General features: G+C 59.1%; 19 protein-coding genes. 13 read left to right on the forward strand and 6 right to left on the reverse strand.

The features are described from left to right. Positions 1 to 54: 54 nt before the first annotated feature. The 5 genes from hemC to ppa all read left to right on the forward strand — a co-directional run bounded on the left by hemC (position 55) and on the right by ppa (position 4,977). The gene (gene hemC / locus AC1RN6_RS09190; protein ID WP_493004806.1) at positions 55 to 1,008 is read left to right on the forward strand and encodes a hydroxymethylbilane synthase; all 954 of its coding nucleotides are present in this window, start codon (positions 55 to 57) and stop codon (positions 1,006 to 1,008) included. A gap of 71 nt (positions 1,009 to 1,079) precedes the next feature. Then, positions 1,080 to 1,862, forward strand: coding sequence for a uroporphyrinogen-III synthase (locus AC1RN6_RS09195; RefSeq protein ID WP_493004808.1), 783 nt, complete (start codon positions 1,080 to 1,082; stop codon positions 1,860 to 1,862). Further along, a complete protein-coding gene (locus AC1RN6_RS09200) occupies positions 1,859 to 3,043 on the forward strand; it encodes a uroporphyrinogen-III C-methyltransferase (RefSeq protein WP_493004810.1) in 1,185 nt (394 codons plus the stop codon). The genes AC1RN6_RS09195 and AC1RN6_RS09200 overlap by 4 nt, the downstream gene beginning before the upstream one ends. 17 nt (positions 3,044 to 3,060) lie before the next feature. Next, positions 3,061 to 4,260: a heme biosynthesis protein HemY gene (locus tag AC1RN6_RS09205; RefSeq protein WP_493004811.1), complete on the forward strand. Its 1,200-nt coding sequence runs from the start codon at positions 3,061 to 3,063 to the stop codon at positions 4,258 to 4,260. Positions 4,261 to 4,437: 177 nt separating this feature from the next. Then, on the forward strand, positions 4,438 to 4,977 hold the full coding sequence (gene ppa, locus AC1RN6_RS09210) for an inorganic diphosphatase (protein ID WP_050476660.1): 540 nt from the start codon (positions 4,438 to 4,440) through the stop codon (positions 4,975 to 4,977). A gap of 72 nt (positions 4,978 to 5,049) precedes the next feature. On the opposite strand, the gene AC1RN6_RS09215 is transcribed toward ppa, so the two are convergent. Beyond that, a complete protein-coding gene (locus tag AC1RN6_RS09215) occupies positions 5,050 to 6,207 on the reverse strand; it encodes a GNAT family N-acetyltransferase (protein WP_493004814.1) in 1,158 nt (385 codons plus the stop codon). A gap of 79 nt (positions 6,208 to 6,286) precedes the next feature. Between AC1RN6_RS09215 and AC1RN6_RS09220 the strand changes: the two genes are divergently transcribed. From AC1RN6_RS09220 to AC1RN6_RS09235, 4 genes are all read left to right on the forward strand, one after another. Continuing rightward, positions 6,287 to 7,900 (forward strand): NAD+ synthase, encoded by a 1,614-nt coding sequence (locus tag AC1RN6_RS09220; protein WP_493004815.1) that lies wholly within the window; start codon positions 6,287 to 6,289, stop codon positions 7,898 to 7,900. A gap of 109 nt (positions 7,901 to 8,009) precedes the next feature. Next, complete coding sequence (locus AC1RN6_RS09225) at positions 8,010 to 8,348, forward strand: P-II family nitrogen regulator (RefSeq protein ID WP_007881397.1); 339 nt, start codon at positions 8,010 to 8,012, stop codon at positions 8,346 to 8,348. A 19-nt stretch (positions 8,349 to 8,367) separates the two neighbouring features. Beyond that, entirely contained in the window at positions 8,368 to 9,519 is a 1,152-nt protein-coding gene (locus AC1RN6_RS09230) for an ABC transporter substrate-binding protein (RefSeq protein ID WP_493004817.1), read from the forward strand. 79 nt (positions 9,520 to 9,598) lie between these two features. Continuing rightward, complete coding sequence (locus AC1RN6_RS09235; protein ID WP_493004819.1) at positions 9,599 to 10,777, forward strand: PA0069 family radical SAM protein; 1,179 nt, start codon at positions 9,599 to 9,601, stop codon at positions 10,775 to 10,777. A 35-nt stretch (positions 10,778 to 10,812) separates the two neighbouring features. Here AC1RN6_RS09235 and AC1RN6_RS09240 read toward each other — a convergent pair whose 3' ends face one another. Continuing rightward, positions 10,813 to 11,814, reverse strand: coding sequence for an aldo/keto reductase (locus AC1RN6_RS09240; protein WP_493004820.1), 1,002 nt, complete (start codon positions 11,812 to 11,814; stop codon positions 10,813 to 10,815). A gap of 139 nt (positions 11,815 to 11,953) precedes the next feature. Between AC1RN6_RS09240 and AC1RN6_RS09245 the strand changes: the two genes are divergently transcribed. After that, entirely contained in the window at positions 11,954 to 12,841 is an 888-nt protein-coding gene (locus AC1RN6_RS09245; protein ID WP_493004822.1) for a LysR family transcriptional regulator, read from the forward strand. Between the two features lie 22 nt (positions 12,842 to 12,863). On the opposite strand, the gene AC1RN6_RS09250 is transcribed toward AC1RN6_RS09245, so the two are convergent. Together AC1RN6_RS09250 and trxB are read right to left on the reverse strand one after the other, a co-directional pair. Continuing rightward, the gene (locus AC1RN6_RS09250) at positions 12,864 to 13,520 is read right to left on the reverse strand and encodes a Smr/MutS family protein (RefSeq protein WP_493004824.1); all 657 of its coding nucleotides are present in this window, start codon (positions 13,518 to 13,520) and stop codon (positions 12,864 to 12,866) included. A 71-nt stretch (positions 13,521 to 13,591) separates the two neighbouring features. Continuing rightward, positions 13,592 to 14,545: a thioredoxin-disulfide reductase gene (gene trxB / locus AC1RN6_RS09255; RefSeq protein WP_094564740.1), complete on the reverse strand. Its 954-nt coding sequence runs from the start codon at positions 14,543 to 14,545 to the stop codon at positions 13,592 to 13,594. A gap of 332 nt (positions 14,546 to 14,877) precedes the next feature. Between trxB and AC1RN6_RS09260 the strand changes: the two genes are divergently transcribed. Next, positions 14,878 to 17,208: a DNA translocase FtsK gene (locus AC1RN6_RS09260; RefSeq protein ID WP_493004826.1), complete on the forward strand. Its 2,331-nt coding sequence runs from the start codon at positions 14,878 to 14,880 to the stop codon at positions 17,206 to 17,208. A gap of 57 nt (positions 17,209 to 17,265) precedes the next feature. Continuing rightward, on the forward strand, positions 17,266 to 17,901 hold the full coding sequence (lolA, locus tag AC1RN6_RS09265; RefSeq protein WP_493004828.1) for an outer membrane lipoprotein chaperone LolA: 636 nt from the start codon (positions 17,266 to 17,268) through the stop codon (positions 17,899 to 17,901). A gap of 17 nt (positions 17,902 to 17,918) precedes the next feature. Here the strand turns inward: lolA and fdxA are convergent, their stop codons facing one another. Continuing rightward, positions 17,919 to 18,254 (reverse strand): ferredoxin FdxA, encoded by a 336-nt coding sequence (fdxA, locus tag AC1RN6_RS09270; RefSeq protein WP_493004830.1) that lies wholly within the window; start codon positions 18,252 to 18,254, stop codon positions 17,919 to 17,921. A 192-nt stretch (positions 18,255 to 18,446) separates the two neighbouring features. Here fdxA and AC1RN6_RS09275 point away from each other — a divergent pair, with 192 nt between their 5' ends. Then, positions 18,447 to 19,742 carry a replication-associated recombination protein A gene (locus AC1RN6_RS09275; RefSeq protein ID WP_493004832.1) on the forward strand — a complete coding sequence of 432 codons (1,296 nt, stop codon included), beginning with the start codon at positions 18,447 to 18,449 and terminating at the stop codon, positions 19,740 to 19,742. 172 nt (positions 19,743 to 19,914) lie between these two features. Here AC1RN6_RS09275 and AC1RN6_RS09280 read toward each other — a convergent pair whose 3' ends face one another. Further along, on the reverse strand, positions 19,915 to 20,514 hold the full coding sequence (locus AC1RN6_RS09280; protein ID WP_493004833.1) for a hypothetical protein: 600 nt from the start codon (positions 20,512 to 20,514) through the stop codon (positions 19,915 to 19,917). Positions 20,515 to 20,582 lie beyond the last annotated feature (68 nt).

Raw genomic sequence — 20,582 nt, forward strand, 5'->3', positions numbered from 1 at the left:
TTTTATGCGCCGGGCACCTTCACAGATGACTCGGCGACTACCGGAAGAGCCCTCTTGAAAGAATTTCCTCCCTCCAAGCTGGTCATCGCTTCGCGCGAAAGCCGCCTCGCCATGTGGCAAGCCGAGCATGTACGCGACCGGTTGGCAGCATTATATCCGCAGTGCAGCATAACTATCCTCGGAATGACCACGCGCGGCGATCAGATCCTCGATCGCACCTTGTCCAAAGTCGGCGGCAAGGGGCTGTTCGTCAAGGAGCTGGAAGTCGCCATGGCTGAGGGCCGCGCTGATATGGCAGTGCATTCGCTCAAGGATGTACCGATGGAGCTGCCGGAGGGTTTTGTGCTGGGCGGCATTCTGGAGCGCGAAGATCCGCGCGACGCCTTCGTCTCCAACGACCATGCCGGACTGGATGACCTGCCCGAAGGCGCCGTGGTCGGCACCAGCAGCCTGCGCCGCCAGGCCTTGATCGCTGCGCGTTATCCGCATCTGGTCATCAAGCCCTTGCGCGGCAATCTCGACACGCGTCTGGGCAAGCTCGACCGCGGCGACTATGCCGCCATCATCCTCGCTGTCGCCGGCCTGAAACGCCTCGGCCTGGAGTCGCGCATCCGCTCGGCGATTCCTCCCGAACAAAGTCTGCCGGCGCCGGGGCAGGGCGCGATGGCGATCGAAATCCTGGCCGACCGCACCGACCTGCAGCGCGTACTGGCGCCGATCAATGATCTGTCGACCGACCGCGCAGTGACGGCGGAGCGCACTTTGTCGCGCACCTTTGGCGGCAGCTGCCAGATCCCGCTGGCGGCTTTCGCCACGATTGACGGCGACAGCATGCACATGCGCGCGATGGTCGCCACGCCCGACGGCAAACAGATTGCCGCCGCCGAGGCCAGCGGTTCGGCCGATGCGCCGCAAGCGCTGGGCAAACAAGTCGCAGATCTCTTGCAAGCGCAGGGTGCAGAAGCTATTTTGGCTGCGTGCAAGGCCGAATCGGCCGGGGCGGAATAGTCATCCGGACTTACCCGATCTCAGAATCTATTCCTTAGCCGATCTCTGAATCCAACTCTGAAAGGAGCGCTGTGGCGGACCTCGGTTCCAGGCCGGTAATCATCACGCGTCCGTTGGCGCAGGCACGGGCCTTTGCGGTCCAGGTTGCGGCGTTGGGGCGCGAAGCAGTGATTTTTCCTTTGCTGGAGATTGCCCCGGTCGCTGAAGCCGGGGAACTGCAAGCGGTCTTGTCCACCCTGAATCACTACGCGCTGGTCGTGTTCGTGAGCCCGAATGCGATCGATGCGGCGTTCCGTTTCGTTCAGGTCTGGCCGACAAATGTCGCCATCGGCATCGTCGGCGAAGGCAGCCGGCTGGCGCTGCAGCGCCATGGTGTCGATGACGGCAATGCGACGATCTACGCGCCGCGCAACAGCGAACGGATGGATTCGGAAGAATTGTTCAAGGCGCTCGACCTCGACGCTTTGCGCGGCAAACGCGTGCTGATCGTGCGCGGTCAGGCGGGGCGCGATTTTTTGACCGACATGCTGCGCGCCGAACAGGTGTCGGTGGAGCATGTCACCGCGTACGAACGTCTGACGCCGCAGATGGACGCGGCAAAGATCGCTCAATTGCGCGCTCTGATTGACGCCGACAGCGAATGGATCGTTACCAGTTCCGAAGCATTGCGCAACCTGTTGCAGATCACGACGGATGTACTCGGCGCCGAGTGTGTGGTAAAACTGCAACGTAACAAAATGATCGTTTCGCACCAGAGGATCGCTGAAACAGCGCGATCGCTGGCTTTCTCCCATGTGACCATGACCGGATCAGGCGACGAACGACTGCTTGCCGCGTTACAATCCCGACCATGAACGAACTGCAATCCTCCCCCGACCAGAACCAGCCGGACGCGAAAGCGGATCCCGGACTGCAGGCGAGCATGGTGCTCCCTTCCTTCACACCATCGGACAACGGCGTGCTGAAAAAACGCCTGCGGCTGCTGACTTTCCTCGTTGTCGTCCTGGCGCTTGTGCTGGTGGCGCAGTGGTGGATGTCGCATTCCGAAATTCGCAGCCTGCGGGAAGAGGTCGCGCGCCGTCTGCAAACCGGCGATGTCGCCAACACCGAAGTCAAAGGCGTGTTGAAGACCGTGCAGGAAAGCACTAAAGAATTGCAGGCCAAGGTCAGTGTCCTCGACAGCAAACAGGCTGAATCGCAAAGCCAGCAACTGGCGCTGGAACAGCTGTATCAGGATCTCTCCAAGAATCGCGATGACTGGGCCTTGTCCGAAATCGAAGAAGTGTTGTCGACAGCAAGCCAGCAGCTGGAACTGGCCGGCAACGTGCAGGGCGCACTGATCGCGCTCGGCAACGCCGACAAGAGCCTGTCGCGCTCGGACAAACCGCAATTCATCGCCATCCGCCGCGCCATCGCGCGCGACCAGGACCGTCTGAAAGCCTTGCCGACCGTTGACGTGCCGGGCATCGCCGTGCGCCTGGACAGCGTCATCGGCCAGATCGACGGCATGCCTTTGCTGTCGGATGAGAAGCCGGTGGTCTCCGTGACTGAACCGAAGAAACAGCCTGTTCGCCCGGCGCCGAAGGCCACCAGCGCTGCCAAGCCAAACGGCAAAGCTCAGTCCGCCGACGCTGCGCCGGCGAACGACTGGCTGGCCAACGCCCAGGACAAATGGCAAAGCCTCAGTTCGGAAATGTGGACCGAGTTGAAGCAACTGGTCCGCATCCGCAGCGTCGATACGCCTGACGCACTGCTGCTGTCGCCGACACAGGCTTACTACGCACGCGAAAATCTCAAGCTGCGCTTGCTCAATGCGCGTCTGGCGCTGTTGTCGCGCAACGAATTTGCCTTCCGCAATGACCTCAGCGCAGCACAGGACACGATTGCCAAGTACTTCGACACCCGCGCCAAGCAGGTCCAGACCACGCAGGCGCTGTTGAAGCAAGTACAGGGCAGCAACCTGTCGATCCAGATGCCGACGCTCAGCGAAAGCATCAACGCGGTGCGTAATTACAAAAGCCGGCGTGTCAATTAAAGCGGCCTAACAGTTATATGCGAATTCTCCTCTGGCTTCTTACCCTGTTTGCCTCCGCCATCGGCCTGGCGGTAGTGGCACGCTTCAATCCCGGCAATGTGGTGCTGTTTTATCCGCCATACCGGGTTGATCTGTCGCTGAACTTCTTCTTGTTGGCAGTCGTTGTCCTTTTCATCGCCTTATACGTGTTGATCCGCGCCGTGCGCCTGACGCAGAAACTGCCGGGCCGCGTGATCGCTTATCGCCGCCAGAAGCGTGAAAACGAAGGCAACAAGGCTTTGCGCGACTCTCTGAAAGCGTTCTTTGAAGGCCGCTTCGGCCACGCAGAGAAAGCTGCCACGCGCGCCGCCGAATTGCCGGAAAACGCCGGCATCGCTGCTCTGGTCGGCGCCCGCGCCGCGCATCGCATGCGGCAGACCGAGCGTCGCGACATCTGGCTGGCCAGCACCGACGGCGACAACGGACTCAAGGCTGCGCGTCTGATGACCAGCCTTGAATTGCTGGTCGACGACCATCAGTTCAAAGCTGCACTGGAAACCGTCGAAGAACTCAACGCCAACGGCACGCGCCACATCCAGGCGCTGCAATGGGCGCTCAAGGCCAACCAGCAAGCCAAGAACTGGCCGGAAGTACTGCGTCTGGTGCAGACGCTGGACAAGCGCAATGCGTTGCATCCGGCCTTGTCCAACCGTCTGCGCGAAATGTCTTACGACGCTTTGCTGTCGGACCGTTCGCACGACGCCGAATCGATCCGCCGTCTGTGGGCAGAAGTACCGAACGCAGATCGCCTCAAACCTTTCATCGCTGCACGTGCTGCACAGGCATTCAGCAGCCGCAGCTTGCACGACGAAGCGCGCACCTTGCTGGAGCGTGCACTGGCCGCCGATTGGGATGACCGTCTGATCCGCGCTTATCGCGAGTCGACGGCAGAAGCGGGTTCGCCGGCTTTGCTGGCGCAGATCGAGCGTTGCGAATCCTGGCTGGCGAAGCGTCCTACCGATGCCGAACTGGCACTGACGCTGGGCATGTTCTGCCTGCGCCAGAAGCTCTGGGGGAAAGCGCAGCGTCATCTGGAACAGGCTTTGTCCGACGCACTGGAGCCACGCACGGTGCGTGAATCGCATCTGAGCCTGGCGCAATTGCACGATGCGCTGGATCAGCACGAACAGGCGGCAGCGCATTACAAGCAATGTGCATTGGCCACGGCCATTCGCTAAAATTCGGCATTGACGGTTGTACAAAATCGCCGCTGCGTCCCGCCAGGGATCCAGCGGCGATTTTTATTGCCGGGCTTCAAGAGCGCGCATATTCGGGCCGGATGTTCGGGCTGATGATCTGAATGCCGTTATAATCTCGGCTTTCCCCATTTCTTCATTTCCTTACGAGAAAGCACCATGAGCCTGAATAACGTCCCGTCCGGCCGCGACCTGCCTAACGACTTCAATGTGATCATCGAGATCCCGATGAACGCCGATCCGATCAAGTACGAAGTGGATAAGGATACCGGCGCGATTTTCGTTGATCGCTTCATGGGCACCGCCATGCACTATCCGTGCAACTACGGCTACATCCCGCAAACACTGTCGGAAGACGGCGACCCGGTCGATGTGCTGGTGATTACCCCGTTCCCGCTGTTCCCAGGCGTCGTGGTGCGCTGCCGTCCTATCGGCGTGCTGAAGATGACCGATGAATCCGGCGTGGACGCCAAGCTGCTGGCCGTGCCGGTCGACAAGGTGCTGCCGATTTACACCCACTGGCAAAAACCGGAAGACATGAACGAACTGCGCCTGAAGCAGATCCAGCATTTCTTTGAGCACTACAAGGATCTGGAAAAGGGCAAGTGGGTCAAGATCGATGGTTGGGAAGGTCCTGAATCCGCCAAGGCCGAAATCCTGGCAGGCGTCGAAGCCTTCAAGAAGCAACAAGCCAAGTAATCTTGCCTTGCCGATAAAAAAGCGCACTCAAGGGTGCGCTTTTTTACGTCCATATCGTCAGCACTGGGCGAATCAGCTTGGCGCTGAAGTGCGAAACGGATTGCGCTCGTTGAGTTCGCTCAGGTAGTCATTGATGCCGCCGCCTTCGCGTTCGAGGAAGCGTTCCACCGCATCGGCAAACGAGGGGTGCGCCAACCAGTGCGCCGACCAGGTTTTTTGCGGGAGGAATCCGCGCGCCATTTTATGCTCACCTTGCGCGCCGCCTTCGAACCAGGCGATCTTGTTGGCGATGCAGAATTCCAGCGGCTGGTAGTAGGCGGTTTCGAAATGCAGGCAAGGTACTTCTTCGAGGGCGCCCCAGTAGCGACCATATAGCGATTGCTGATCATGCACGACCAGCGACGAGGCAATGGCCTTGCCGTCGCGGTAAGCGATCGTCAATAGCAGGTGTTGCGGCATGTCGGCGGCGATGCGCAGGAAAAAATCCAGATTGAGATAAGGCGTGGAGTAATGAGCCGAATAGGTGTGGCGATAGCAGCGGTGGAAAAAGCGCCAGTCCTTTTCCGTCGCTTCGGCACCGCCGAGATGGCGGAAAGTCACGCCTGCCTCGGCGACCTTGCGCCGTTCCGCGAGAATATTCTTGCGCTTCTTGCGTTCCAGCGTCGACAGGAATTCGTCGAAGTCGCGATAACCTTCGTTATGCCAATGGAATTGCACGCCGCTGCGAAGCATGAAGCCGGCTTGTGCCAGGGTCTGGGCTTCCGCTTCGGGCGGGTAGAGGATGTGCGTCGAGGATGTCTGGGCGGCGCTTTGCAATTCGCTCAGGGCCTGCACCAGCGCTTGGCGGGCGATGTCGTCATGGGCGAGCAAACGTCCGCCGGTCACCGGTGTAAACGGAATCGCGGATAACAGCTTGGGGTAATACGGCAAGCCGTGGCGCTCGTATGCTTCGGCCCAGGCCCAGTCGAATACATACTCGCCATAGGAGTGATATTTCAGATAAAGCGGTATCGCCGCCTTGAGCTGATCGTCTTGCCAAAGCGTCAGGTATTGCGGTTCCCAGCCGGATTCCTTGGCGGCGGAGCCGCTTTCATGCAGCGCATGCAGGAAGGCATAAGACAAAAAAGGCGTTGCATCCGGCTGCGCGGCGACCAGCGAATCCCACGGGCTTTGGCCAATTTCAGCCAGAGAAGAAATGATTCGCGTGCGATAATGGACTTTCGCGTTCACTGCGTGCAGCTCCCTGGCATCGGTGTTCCGCCTTTGGTCTTCATCGTCGTCATTTTCTTACTCATTCTTACCTGCCATCATGTCAGTCAAAGTCGCCATCGCCCAGATCAACAGTACAGTTGGGGATATTTCGGGCAATCGCAACAAAATCGCCGAATTTTCGCGTCGTGCCGCCGAGCAGGGTGCCGATATCGTCCTTACGCCTGAATTGTCGCTGGTGGGCTACCCACCGGAAGATCTCTTGCTGCGCCAGGCATTCTACGCAAAAACCGAAGAAGCGTTGCAGGCGCTCGCCGCCGATCTGGCGACGCTGAGAGACGTGCACGTCGTCGTCGGCCATCCGACGCTCAAAGATGGTGCACGTTTCAACTCCGCCTCGGTTCTGCTCAACGGTCAGATCACCGTCACCTATAGCAAACTGGAATTGCCGAACGACAGCGTCTTCGACGAAAAACGCTACTTTACCTCGTCGGAACAGGCCGTCGTCTTTGACGTCAAAGGTACTAAATTCGGCATCAACATCTGCGAAGACACCTGGTTCCCGCGCGCACCCGCGCTGGCAAAGCAGGCCGGCGCACAGGTATTGCTGATCCTGAACGGTTCGCCGTACCACATGAACAAGCAATTGCTGCGCCTGGACGTGATGCGCGCCAATGTCACCAGGCAAGGCATGCCGCTGGTGTTCGCCAATCTGGTGGGCGGACAGGATGAACTGATTTTCGACGGCAATTCCTTCGCCATGGACATCGCCGGCGAGCTGGTCGCGAGCCTGGCGCACGCGGAAGAAGATTTGCAACTGATCGAATTCGACGGCGTGCAGATCCGTAACCCGAAGATGGCGCCTGCATTGTCCATCGAGGCGCAGGTCTATCAGGCATTGGTGCTGGGCGTGCGCGACTATGTCAGCAAGAACGGTTTCCCGAGCGTGCTGATCGGTTTGTCGGGCGGCGTCGATTCCGCGCTGACGCTAGCCATCGCGGTCGACGCGCTGGGCGCAGACAAGGTGCGCGCGATCATGATGCCGTCGCCTTACACGGCTGATATTTCCTGGCTCGATTCGCGCGATATGGTCGAGCGCATCAAGGTGCGTTACGACGAGATTTCCATTAATGATTGTTTTACGGCTTTCCGCAATACTTTGGCCGAAGAGTTCAAGGGACGCAAAGAAGACACGACCGAAGAAAACATCCAGGCGCGCATTCGCGGCACGCTGCTGATGGCGATGTCCAACAAGTACGGCTCCATCGTTCTCACCACCGGCAACAAGAGCGAGATGGCGGTTGGCTATTGCACGCTGTACGGCGATATGGCCGGCGGTTTCGCCGTGATCAAGGATATCGCCAAGACGCTGGTTTATCGTCTGTGCGCCTATCGCAACAGCGTCTCGCCGGTGATCCCGGAGCGCATCCTGACGCGTCCGCCTTCGGCCGAGCTGCGTCCCGATCAGAAGGACCAGGATTCGTTGCCGCCTTACGAAGTGCTCGATGGCATCATGCAAATGTACATGGAAGAAAACCGCAGCATTGGCGAAATCGAAGCAGCCGGTTATCGTATGGAAGATATTGAACGCATCACGCGTCTGATCAAGATCAACGAATACAAGCGCCGCCAGGCGCCGGTCGGTATTCGCGTGACGCATCGCGCCTTCGGGCGCGACTGGCGCTATCCGATCACATCGAGGTTTCGTGAGTAATTGGCATTTCAATGCGAGGTATTTCAGGGCGCGCTTTGAAGTGTGTATTCTGAAAACATTGATAGATTTAATTTGATTTTTTGCGACATTTTATAAGGAGGGAGTTGTCATGAAGCAAGTCACTGCTATCATCAAACCGTTCAAGCTGGACGAAGTGCGCGAGTCGCTGGCTGAAGTCGGCGTCACGGGCCTGACCGTGACTGAAGTCAAGGGTTTCGGCCGTCAGAAGGGCCACACTGAGCTGTATCGCGGCGCAGAATATGTGGTCGATTTCCTGCCCAAGGTCAAAATCGAAGTTGTCGTCGACAACAGCGTGGTCGAACCTGTCGTTGACGCCATCATCAAGGCGGCGCGCACCGGCAAGATCGGCGACGGCAAGATTTTTGTGCAGGAAGTTGAGCAAGTCATCCGCATCCGTACCGGTGAGACAGGAGCGGAAGCGGTCTAAACCATGAAGGGGAGGGCGTATGCAGGAACGGCATCGAGGCTGGTTGTTTCGAATTCTTCCGATGCTGTTAGCGTGGCTCCTCTCTCCGGTACATGCCGAAACGGGTGTCACCAATACTCGTATTCTGCTGGGGCAGTCCGCCGGATTGTCCGGGCCGACGGCGCAAATGTCGCGGCAACTGCTCATCGGCGCCAGGGTGTACTTCGACAAGATCAACAAGCAGGGTGGCGTATATGGACGTCGCATCGAGCTGATCACGCGCGACGACAAGTACACTGCCTCTTTGGCTGCCTACAATACCCGCCAATTCATTGAAAGCGACAAGGTGTTCGCCTTGTTTGGCTTCGTCGGCTTGCCGTCTAGCCAGGCCGCAGTGCCTATCGCTACCAAAGCCCGGATTCCTTTTTTTGCACCGCTGACCGGCGGAACTGCGCTCTACACGCCCTTCAATCGCTACATCTTCACGCTGCGCGCCAGTTATGGTGAAGAGTACGCTTACGCCTTGCACAACCTGAGCGGCATGGGCTTGCGCAGATGTGTGCTGGTATACCAGCAAGATCGGTACGGGGTCTCGATCAAGCAGACGGCGGAAGACAAAGCACGGACCGAAGCGATCGATCTGACCAGCATTGACATCGATGTCGACGGCCAGAATGTCGAGCCGGTCGTCGACAAGGTACTGGCCGCACGTAGTGAGGTGGTGATGCTGCTCAGTGGGAACTACGTCGCCAGTGCGCGTATCGTCCGCGCTTTGCGCGGTAAAGGATATCTGGGGCAATTCTTCGGCACCTCCTTTGTCGGCCAGAAGGCGCTTGCTCAGGAATTAGGCGATCTTGCACGCGGCATTCTGGTGACGCAGGTGGTTCCTTTTCCCTGGCGCGTTTCGATGCCGCTGGTGGCGGAGTACCGCAAGTCCATGTCAGACGCCGGCTATGAAGACTTGACGTTCAGCAGTCTTGAAGGATATATCGCTGCGCGGGTCCTGGTGGAAGGCCTGCGGCGGGCGCAGCGCGATCTCACCCGCGAAAAACTGATCCGGGCCCTGGAAAGCATCAATGCGCGCAATTACAGCGGCGGCGGCTACGTCATCAATTTTTCCCCGAATAATCACAATGCTTCCTCCTATGTGGACATGGCTACCATGACGAGCGGCGCACGCTTTCTGAACTGAATACGATTAAACAGAAGATGGCATTTCTTCGATGCGATATACTGTATATTTATACAGTATAAAATCTTGAAGGATTGCCATGGCAAAGTCAACTTACCGACCCGTGCCGCTGCAGACGGTACGTACCCTGGAGAGCGCCGGCGACACGTTTTCGCAGGTGTTCGATGCTCGCAAGGGGCGCGGCGCCGTCAGCAATATCCAGGGGAGGTATGAGTCGGAGCAGCGCGTCGGGTTCGATGATGGTTGGGGATCCGGCGAGGATGATGGCGAGGACGGCGAACCCGGTGCGTTGCGCACCATCGTCACGGAAGAAATCGCCAAGTCCATTATCAGCCGAAACAAGTCTCCCGATCTTCCATTCAATGTATCGCTCAATCCTTATCGTGGCTGTGAGCACGGTTGCGTGTATTGTTTTGCCCGTCCGACGCATGCCTATCTGGGTTTGTCGCCGGGGCTGGATTTCGAGAGCCGGATTTTCGCGAAGGTGAATGCGCCGGAACTGCTGCGCAAAGAATTGGCGAAACCATCTTACGTTGCCGAGACCATTACAGTCGGCATCAATACGGATGCCTATCAACCTTGCGAGCGCGAGTTGCAGATCACGCGTCGCGTGCTGCAGGTCCTCGACGAATGTCGTCATCCGGCGGCGCTGATCACCAAGTCGTCATTGATAGAGCGCGACATCGACATTCTTGCCGCCATGGCATCGCGACGCCAGGTGATCGCCGCAGTGACGATTGCCACGCTCGATCCGGCGTTGGCGCGCAAGCTGGAACCGCGGGCGGCGACGCCGACACGGCGTCTGCGCGTGATCAGAACGCTGGCTGATGCGGGCATTCCGGTCAGCGTCAGCATCGCGCCCATCATCCCTTTCATCAATGAGCCGGAGCTGGAAAGCATCCTCGCCGCCGCTGCCGAGGCAGGCGCACACCGCGCGGGATACACCGTGCTGCGTTTGCCGTGGGAAGTCAATCCGCTGTTTCAGCAATGGTTGCTGACGCATTTTCCCGAGCGCGCCAATCGTGTGATGAATCGCATCCGCGAGATGCGCGGCGGCAAGGACAATGATTCGGATTTTGCCACCCGCATGCGTGGCGAGGGCGTGTGGGCAGATCTGATTCGCCAGCGTTTCGACAAGGCGGTGCAGCGCAGCGCCATGCATCAGCGTGGGTGGTTCGACATGCTTGATGCGTCGCAATTCGTTCCTCCCGCGCGTCCGCCGAGGGCGTCGCTGTCCGGCCAGTTCAATCTGTTCTGATCCGGCCGGACCCCATGGCAGGCGTGTCTTGCTTGTTATTTCTCGCTGTCCAGATGCGCCATCGCGTAGGCGGCGTAGCGATCACCCGCTGCGGCGCCGGCCGGAATGGCTGCTTCGATTTGCGCCAGATCCTGTGCCGTCAGTTTGAGGTTTAACGCACCCAGCGACTCAGCCAGGCGTTCCGGACGGCGCGCACCGACCAGCGGCACGATGTCGCTCCCTTGCGCCAGCACCCAGGCGATGGCGACCTGCGCCGGCGTGGCTTGCTTGCCGGCGGCGACGGCGCGCAATACGTCGATCAGCGACAGATTGTGCGCGAGGTTGTCGCCGGAAAAGCGCGGGTTGGTGCTGCGGAAGTCGTTGGCCGCCAGTTGACGCGACGGATCCCAGTGACCGCTGATCAGGCCGCGCGACAGCACCCCGTAGGCTGTAATGCCGATGCCCAGTTCGCGGCAGGTCGGCAGGATGTCTTTTTCAATGCCGCGCGAGATCAGCGAATACTCTATCTGCAGGTCGGCGATGGGATGCACGGCGTGAGCGCGGCGCAGAGTATCGGCGCCGACTTCGGACAAACCGATATGACGCACGCGGCCTGCTTTGACTTCTTCGGCAATGGCGCCGACAGTTTCCTCAATCGGCACGTTGGGATCGAGACGCGCAGGACGGTAGATATCGATGTGGTCGGTGCCGAGGCGGCGCAGCGTATACGCCAGGAAATTCTTGACCGCTGCCGGACGGTTGTCCATGCCGACCCAGTTGCCGGCGGCGTCACGCATGGCGCCGAACTTGACGCTGATGAGCGCACTGTCGCGCTTGCTTCCTGCACTGCGCAGCGCATCGCGAATCAGCATTTCATTGTGGCCCATGCCGTAGAAGTCGCCGGTGTCGAGCAGCGTGACGCCGGCTTCCAGCGCGGCGTGGATGGTGGCGATGCCGTCTTGCTCGTTGGCTGGGCCGTACAGATCGGACATGCCCATGCAGCCGAGGCCGATTGCCGATGAGACCAGGCCGTTACGGCCGAGGGTGCGTTTTTCCATGATGTTTCCTTCCAGTCAATAAGATGGTGCGTTTGCCTGTCAGCAGGCCTTTGCGCTTGGATCATATTATTGGGCTTATTTTTATTCGAATAAATAGCGTTAAAATGATTTCTTTATTCGAAAATGGATAATTATAAAAATGGACCGTCTTCAGGCAATGGAAGTATTCGTGCGCGTCGCCGAACTGGGGAGCTTCAGCAAGACCGCCGAGCAGATGGGATTGCCGGCAGCGACCGTGACCAATGCGATCCAGTCCGTGGAGAAGCGCGTCGGCGTGCGCCTGCTGCAGCGGACTACGCGCAAAGTGACGCTGACTGACGATGGCGCTGCTTATCTGGAGCGCTGCCAGCGTCTGCTCGCGGAATTTCAGGATGTGGAGAATCTCTTCGACCGCGAGCAGCCGCAAGGCATTGTGCGCGTAGACTTGCCGGAACGTTTGGCGCACAAGGTGGTGATTCCGCAATTACCGTCATTCTTTGCCCGTTATCCGGATATTCGCCTGAAACTCAACGCCAGCGACCGCTTCGTCGATCTGGTCGGCGAGGGCGTGGATTGCGTGGTGCGTGTCGGCATCCTCAGCGACTCGACGCTGATCGCGCGCAGTATCGGTGCGATGGAGCAGATTACCTATGCGTCCAGAGACTATCTGGATCGCCATGGCCGTCCGCGCACGCTGGCGGAGCTGGATAAGCACACCATGATTAACTATTTCTCCAGCCGCACCGGTCGCGATTTACCGTGGGAATACATGCAGAATGGCGAGCTCAAAACATTGAAGCTGCAAGGGCAGGTGTCGGTTGCCAGTTCTGAAGCGTACATGGCGTGCTGTCTGGCGGGCCTGGGCATCGTGCAGGCGCCGCGCTTCGGCGTGGAAGATTTGCTGGAGCAGGGCGTGTTGGAGGAAGTGCTGCCGGCATTCAAGCCGCCGCCAATGCCGGTGTCGATCGTGTATTCGCACAACCGGCACTTGTCGCCGCGCGTGCGGGCTTTCGTCGACTGGCTGGCGGAAATACTGAAAATACGCTGAGTGTCCCAGGCGTTGATTGCCTTTATCCTACGTTAGTAGGCGTACTCGATTGCAGCAGCACGACCAGCGCACCTGAACCGCCGTCGGCCGGGCGCGCCTGGCAGAAGGCGATGACTTCATCCTTTTGCGCCAGCCAGTTGCGGACTTTTTGTTTCAAGACGGGTTCCTTGTTAACCGAACCCAATCCCTTGCCGTGGATGATGCGCACGCAGCGCTGGCCGCGGCGGCGCGCCTGACGCAGGAATTCGCCGAGTGCTTCCCGTGCTTCGTCGCGGCGCAAGCCGTGCAGGTCGAGTTGATTCTGGATCACCCAATGGCCGCGGCGCAGTTTGCTGAGTACGTCGCTGCCCACGCCGGGACGGGCGAAGCTCAGGTTTTCATCGCTGTTGAGCAGAGTATCGAAAGTGAATTCGTCGGACAGCGACTCCATCAGCGCGGCCTGTTCGTCGGCGATGTGCTGGCGCGCAATCGGCAACGGTTGCGGCGGCATGAGCGTGGCTTTGTCGTTGTTGCGCAACGGCGCTACCTTGCCGATGCTGTTGCGGAAAATGTCGGCTTCTTCGCGCAGGCGTTTTTCGTCGGCGATACGCTGCCGCTCAGCGGCCAGGCGAGCTTCTTCCTGCGCCTTGAGATCCTTGCGCAACGACTTGAGCGCGGAAAAATCCTTGATAGTCGCCATGATTCGCGAACCGGTGAGAGATGAACATGCTCTCCCACGCTAAACAAGATCGCGGGAGAGCACCGCCGATGTTACTCCAGACCTTCCAGATAACGCTGGGCATCCAGTGCAGCCATACAGCCGGTGCCGGCGCTGGTGATGGCCTGGCGGTAGATATGGTCCTGCACGTCGCCGGCGGCGAACACGCCGTTGATGCTGGTGGCGGTGGCGAAGCCTTCGAGACCGGTGCGGGTCTTGATGTAGCCGTTATGCATGTCGAGCTGGCCATCGAAAATGCCGGTGTTCGGCTTGTGGCCGATGGCAATGAACAGGCCGTGCAAAGTGATCGGCGTGACGCTGCCGTCTTGCGTCGACTTGATCTTGATGCCGGTCACGCCGCTGTCGTCGCCGATGACTTCATCGAGAGTGTGGTGCCATTTGATGTCGATCTTGCCTTCGGTGACTTTGTGCAGCAGGCGGTCGATCAGGATAGGCTCGGCGCGGAACTTGTCGCGGCGATGGATGATGGTGACCTTGCTGGCGATGTTCGACAGATAAAGCGCTTCTTCCACGGCGGTATTGCCGCCGCCGACCACGGCGACTTCCTTGCCGCGATAGAAGAAACCGTCGCAGGTCGCGCAGGCCGACACGCCCTTGCCCATGAAGGCTTCTTCCGAAGGCAGGCCAAGGTATTGCGCCGAGGCGCCGGTGGCGATGATCAGCGCGTCGCAGGTGTACTCGCCGGAGTCGCCGATCAGGCGGAATGGCTTTTCCGACAATTTGGTGGTGTGGATGTGGTCGAAAATGATTTCAGTATTGAAACGTTCTGCATGTTGCAGCAAGCGTTGCATCAGTTCCGGACCTTGCACGCCCATCGGGTCGCCCGGCCAGTTTTCGACGTCGGTGGTAGTCATCAGTTGGCCGCCTTGCTCGACGCCGGTGATCAGCACCGGATTGAGGTTGGCGCGCGCAGCATAGACGGCGGCGCTGTAGCCGGCAGGGCCGGAACCGAGAATCAAAACCTTGGCGTGTTTGGACGTGGTCATAAAATACTCTTAGTGAACTGAACAGAAGTGGGTGCAGCAGCATAGGTACTTAGCGCACATGATGCCGGTCTGCTGAATTTCAATGCATGCGCGCAGCCGGTGATGGTGGCCTTAAGCGGCTTATCCGGCTTATGTTGCCGTTTACCCTATATTGCGCTGCAAAACGGTTAAGATTATAGACGAACCGCCGGACCGGCCTGATGGAATTACGCTATCCGATCAATAGGGGCGCAGCGGTGCAAATGCCAGGCGATTTCCGCTTGCCGGTTTTCTGACAGGCAATCGCCGTTACAATGTCGGCTTAGTTCTTGAAGTGCGCCAGATAAAGATTTATGACCAAAACCAGCCAAGCCTACACCCGCACCACCAAAGCCGCCGAAGCGCCGCCGCTGCCCAGCAGGCTGGTACGCCTGCTCTACGAAGCACGCTGGCTGGCGATGGCGACCTTGCTTGCCTACCTTGCCATCATCCTGCTGACTTATTCGCGCAATGACCCCGGCTGGTCGGTGGCCAATACCGTGCCGCACCTGCACAATTGGGGCGGCCGCATCGGCGCCTGGCTGGCGGATCTGATGCTGTACATCTTCGGCATATCGGCGTGGTGGTGGTGCGTGTTATTGGCGCATTCCATCTGGCGCAGTTACCGGCATCTGGCGAACCGGTTTCTGGTACAGAAACAGGCCGAACCTGAACATCATCAGGAAGGCCTGATCCGCGCCATCGGCTTTGTGTTCCTGCTGGCCGGCAGTCTCGGTATCGAATACATGCGCATGTATTCCATGAAAACGCCGATGCCGCGTGCGCCTGGTGGCGTGCTGGGTGAGATGATCGGCAGCGCAGCGCAATCGTCGCTGGGCTTTACCGGCGCGACACTGTTGCTGCTGCTATTGTTCGGCCTGGGCTTCAGCCTGTTTTTCCACGTGTCCTGGCTGGCCACGGTGGAGCGCATCGGTGGCGCCATCGAGGACGGCATTTTCTGGATCCGCAATTTTTATTCTGCGCGTGAAGACCGCAAGGTCGGGCACGTTGCCGCCGTCAAACGCGAAGAAGTCGTGGTGCAGGAACGCGCCAAGATCGATGAAGCTCCACCGATCCGCATCGAGCCGCAAGTCGTGGCGGTGCCGAAGTCGGAGCGTATCGAGAAAGAACGTCAGACCAGTTTGTTCCAGGACATCGATTCCACCTTGCCGCCACTGTCGCTGCTGGACGAAGCGCCGCCTGCGCAGCAGACCGTCACTGTCGAAACGCTGGAATTCACCAGCCGCCTGATCGAGAAGAAACTCTCCGACTTCGGCGTCGAAGTGAAGGTCGTCGCAGCTTATCCCGGTCCCGTCATCACGCGTTACGAAATCGAACCCGCCACCGGCGTCAAGGGCAGCCAGATCGTCGGCCTCGCGCGCGATCTGGCGCGTTCGCTGTCGCTGACCTCGATCCGGGTGGTGGAAGTCATCCAGGGCAAGAATTTCATGGGTCTGGAGTTGCCGAACCCCAAGCGCCAGATCGTGCGCCTGACCGAGATTCTCGGCTCCAAGGTCTACAACGACAGCCATTCCAGCCTGACCGTGGCACTCGGTAAAGACATCGCCGGCAATCCGGTGGTGGCCGACCTCGCCAAGATGCCGCACTTGCTGGTTGCAGGTACCACTGGCTCCGGTAAATCGGTCGGTATCAACGCCACGATTCTGTCGCTGCTGTACAAGTCGACGCCGAAGCAAGTGCGTCTGATCCTGATCGATCCGAAGATGCTGGAGTTGTCCATCTATGAGGGTATCCCGCATCTGCTGGCGCCGGTCGTGACCGACATGCGTCAGGCCGGCCATGCGCTGAACTGGGCCGTGGCCGAGATGGAACGCCGCTACAAGCGCATGTCCAAGCTGGGCGTGCGTAATCTGGCGGGCTACAACCAGAAGATCGCCGATGCCGAAAAGCGCGGCGAGAAGATTCCGAATCCGTTCAGCCTGACGCCGGACGCGCCGGAGCCGCTGGAGCAGCTCGAAACCATCGTCATCATCATCGACGAACTGGCCGACCTGATGATGGTGGTCGGCAAGAAGGTGGAAGAGCTGATCGCCCGCATCGCGCAAAAGGCGCGCGCCGCCGGTATTCACCTGATCCTCGCCACGCAGCGTCCTTCGGTCGACGTCATCACCGGCCTGATCAAAGCCAACGTGCCGACGCGGATCGCCTTCCAGGTCAGCAGCAAGATCGACTCGCGCACGATTCTCGACCAGATGGGAGCCGAAGCGCTGCTTGGCATGGGCGACATGCTGTACATGCCGCCGGGTACCGGGCTGCCGATCCGCGTGCATGGCGCCTTTGTTTCAGATGAAGAAGTCCATCGCGTGGTGGATCATCTGAAAGAGCAGGGGGAACCGAATTACATCGAGGGCATCCTAGAAGGAGGCGTTGCCGACGATGCCGAAGGGGCTGTCGGAGGCGGCGCTGCGGGTGGCAGTGAAGGCGATGAGCTCTACGATCAGGCCGTCGCTGTCGTACTGAAGAACCGCCGGGCATCGATTTCTCTGGTGCAGCGTCACTTGCGCATCGGCTACAACCGCGCGGCGCGTCTGCTGGAGCAGATGGAGCAGAGCGGTCTGGTATCGACCATGCAATCGAACGGCAATCGCGAAATCCTCGTGCCGGCAGGAAATACCTCGGAATAATCTATGCAAAAAACAAGACAAGAAGCAACGCAAGCCCAACGATCCGCATTACCTCGCATGAAGAAATGGCAACTCGCCGCTGCGGTGGCGGGGTTGACCATGGCGCTGTTTTCTGCTCAGGCTTCGGCGAGCGCGCTGGAACAGTTCAAGCAATTCGTGTCGTCGACGCAATCGGCCAAAGGCCAGTTTGTGCAGCGTCTGGTCAAGACCGACAGCGGCACGGTCAAAGTCTCCAATACCTCCAGCGGCACTTTTGTGTTCTCGCGTCCGGGTAAATTCATCTGGACCTATCAGAAGCCGTATGAGCAAGTCTTGCAGGCCGATGGCGACAAGCTGTTCATTTACGACAAGGATCTGAATCAGGTTACTACCAAAAAACTGGGCAACGCGCTCGGCTCATCGCCCGCTGCGATCCTGTTCGGCAGCAACGATCTGGAAAAGAATTTCACGCTGAAAGAGGGCGGCGCCAAGGATGGCATGGAATGGCTGGAGGCCACGCCCAGGAGCAAGGATACGACCTTCGATCGCATCGGCATCGGTTTGAAGGACGGCGTGCCGCAAGCGATGGAGCTGCGTGATTCTTTCGGCCAGACTTCGCTGCTGTCGTTCACGAACTTTGAAAAGAACCCACCGCTCAAGGCCACCAGCTTCACTTTCGTCGTGCCCAAGGGCGCCGACGTCTTCAATAACTGATAGGCCGGGTTACCGTCTCAGATGGACATCTTGAGCATGCCGATCTTGCCTTCCACGTCGCGCCATTGCTCATGATCCGGCATCGGTGCCTGCGCCTGGGTAATCGGTTTCCAGCCGGGGTGCCTGGCCAGTTTTGCGTTCAGGTCGGTGAAATGTTTCAGCGCTTCGGGCAGGTCGGTTTCGTTGTAGATCGCGCCGACCGGGCATTCCGGCACGCACATCGAGCAATCGATGCAGCCGTCAGGATCAATCGCCAGGAAGTTGGGTCCTTCGACAAAACAATCCATGGGGCAGACGCTGACGCAGTCGGTGTATTTGCAGGCGATGCAGGAATCGGTGACAACAAAAGGCATGAGCAGAAACGCCCTGAGGCGTGAAGTGATGTAAGCAGAATGGCAAGTCCCCGGCGCGAGGTCGGCTTTAAGCCGACTCCTATCCGTGAACCCGGCAGGATTCTAGCATCTGGGCCGATGTGCTGCTGTCGGATCGGTTAGACTAGCGATCCTGCGATCCGTCCGATCTTAACTCTCCATTTTTACAACCGCATGAATTCTGCGCCGTTAGCCGAACGTCTCCGCCCGCATTCCTTTGACGATGTCATCGGCCAGCAGCATCTGCTCGGCGCGGGCAAGCCGCTGCGCGTGGCTTTTGAATCGGGCGAGCCGCATTCGATGATCCTGTGGGGCCCGCCGGGTGTCGGCAAGACCACGCTGGCGCGCATCATGGCCGACAGTTTCAATGCCGAATTCATCGCCTTGTCTGCGGTCCTGTCAGGCGTCAAGGACATTCGCGAAGCCGTGGAGCGCGCACAGGTCACCCGCGCTAATTCCGGCCGCCGCACGATCCTGTTCGTTGATGAAGTGCATCGCTTCAACAAGAGTCAGCAGGATGCTTTCCTGCCGCATGTGGAAAGCGGCTTGTTCACTTTCATTGGTGCGACAACCGAAAATCCATCCTTCGAAGTCAACGGCGCGCTGTTGTCGCGCGCGGCCGTCTATGTGCTCAAATCGCTGACGGAAGACGACCTGGGCGCGCTGATCGATCGCGCCTGCCGCGAAGAACTGGATGGTTTGCAATTCGAGCCGGAAGCAAAAGAAATGCTGATCGCCAGCGCCGACGGCGATGGCCGCAAGTTGCTCAACAATCTTGAAATCGTGGCGCGTGCGGCGCAAGCGAAGAATGTCGGCATTGTCGGCCCAGAAGTGTTGGCCGAATGCCTGGGTGACGCCTTGCGCCGTTTCGACAAAGGCGGCGACGCATTTTATGACCAGATTTCCGCATTGCATAAGTCAGTACGCGGCTCCAGCCCCGACGGCGCCTTGTATTGGCTGACGCGCATGCTCGACGGCGGCACCGATCCACGCTATCTGGCGCGCCGCATCGTGCGCATGGCGTGGGAAGACATCGGCCTGGCCGACCCACGCGCTATGACGATCGCCAATGACGCCGCCGCCACCTACGAACGTCTCGGTTCACCCGAGGGAGAGCTGGCCCTGGCGCAAGCCGTGATCTATCTGGCGATTGCAGCCAAGAGCAATGCCGGCTACATGGCATACAACCAGGCACGCGCTTTTGTCGCCAAGGACAAGTCGCGCGGCGTGCCTGAACATCTGCGCAATGCGCCGACCAAGCTGATGAAAGAACTGGGTTACGGCAAACTGTATCGCTATGCCCATGATGAGCCGGAAGGCTACGCCGCAGGTGAAACCTATCTGCCCGATGGTATTCCTGATCCGCATTGGTACCAGCCGGTGCCGCGTGGGCTAGAGGCTAAGATCGGCGACAAGATGGCGCATCTGCGTGATCTGGATCGGGAATACAAGAACAATAACAAAGGGTAGCGCCGGATCCAAGCAGTAAGGCCGTTCAGTGGAATCGAAAAATGTTTGTATTCATCACGGATGCTAAAGGAACTGTCGTCCTGACGAAAGTCAGGGCCCGGCGTCGTATGGGCGGTCGTTACGACACTGGGTCCCAGCGTTCGCTGGGACGACAGCAATGGCAATAATGGCACTAGGCTGAGACAGCCTTCTTCCACACCTCAAACGTGCCTTCCATCGCCCCCATGGCGCTGATCACCGCATTGTAGGTCGCATCGTTGTCGTAACCCGGCAGTTTCGCTTTGAACTCTTCCATCAGGTTTTCCAGCCCTGGCGTGTCGTTGGGCAGGCGGATGCCGCCTTTGGTGGTCGCAATCATCCAGTACGGCATCGGTAGAAAATCATCGCCGATGGTGATGACGATGCGGTTGATGTCTTGCCAGGCGATGCTTTCCAGCTCGGCATCGCCGCGCGAGGTTTTGATGAATTCGTCATCGAAAGCGACCGTCACCGGCTTGGCGCGCGCGGCGGCGCGGCGTGCCGGGCGCAGGTCGGCTGCGGTCGGGCCGGCATTGATTTTCCATTTGGTGGATTCCGGCGTCGGGAACAGGCGATTCTTGACGCGTTGGCCGAAGGCGAACATGGCGCCGAAACTAAGTCCGGTCAACACGCCGTAGCCGATGCTGGAACCGGTCAGAGCGAACTGCGAACCCGCCCAGATGGCGCAGCAGGCGGCAAGGGCGAAGCCGATGATGTAGGCAAGCAGCGGCGGTTGCGAAGGTGTATCGGACATGGCGCGTTCCTGTGATATTTCTCTGATGTGATGGAGAGATTGGCGGCAATGGTAACGCAAGCCGGAGC

It is taken from the genome of Herbaspirillum sp. GW822-FHT03A08 (assembly GCF_058801885.1).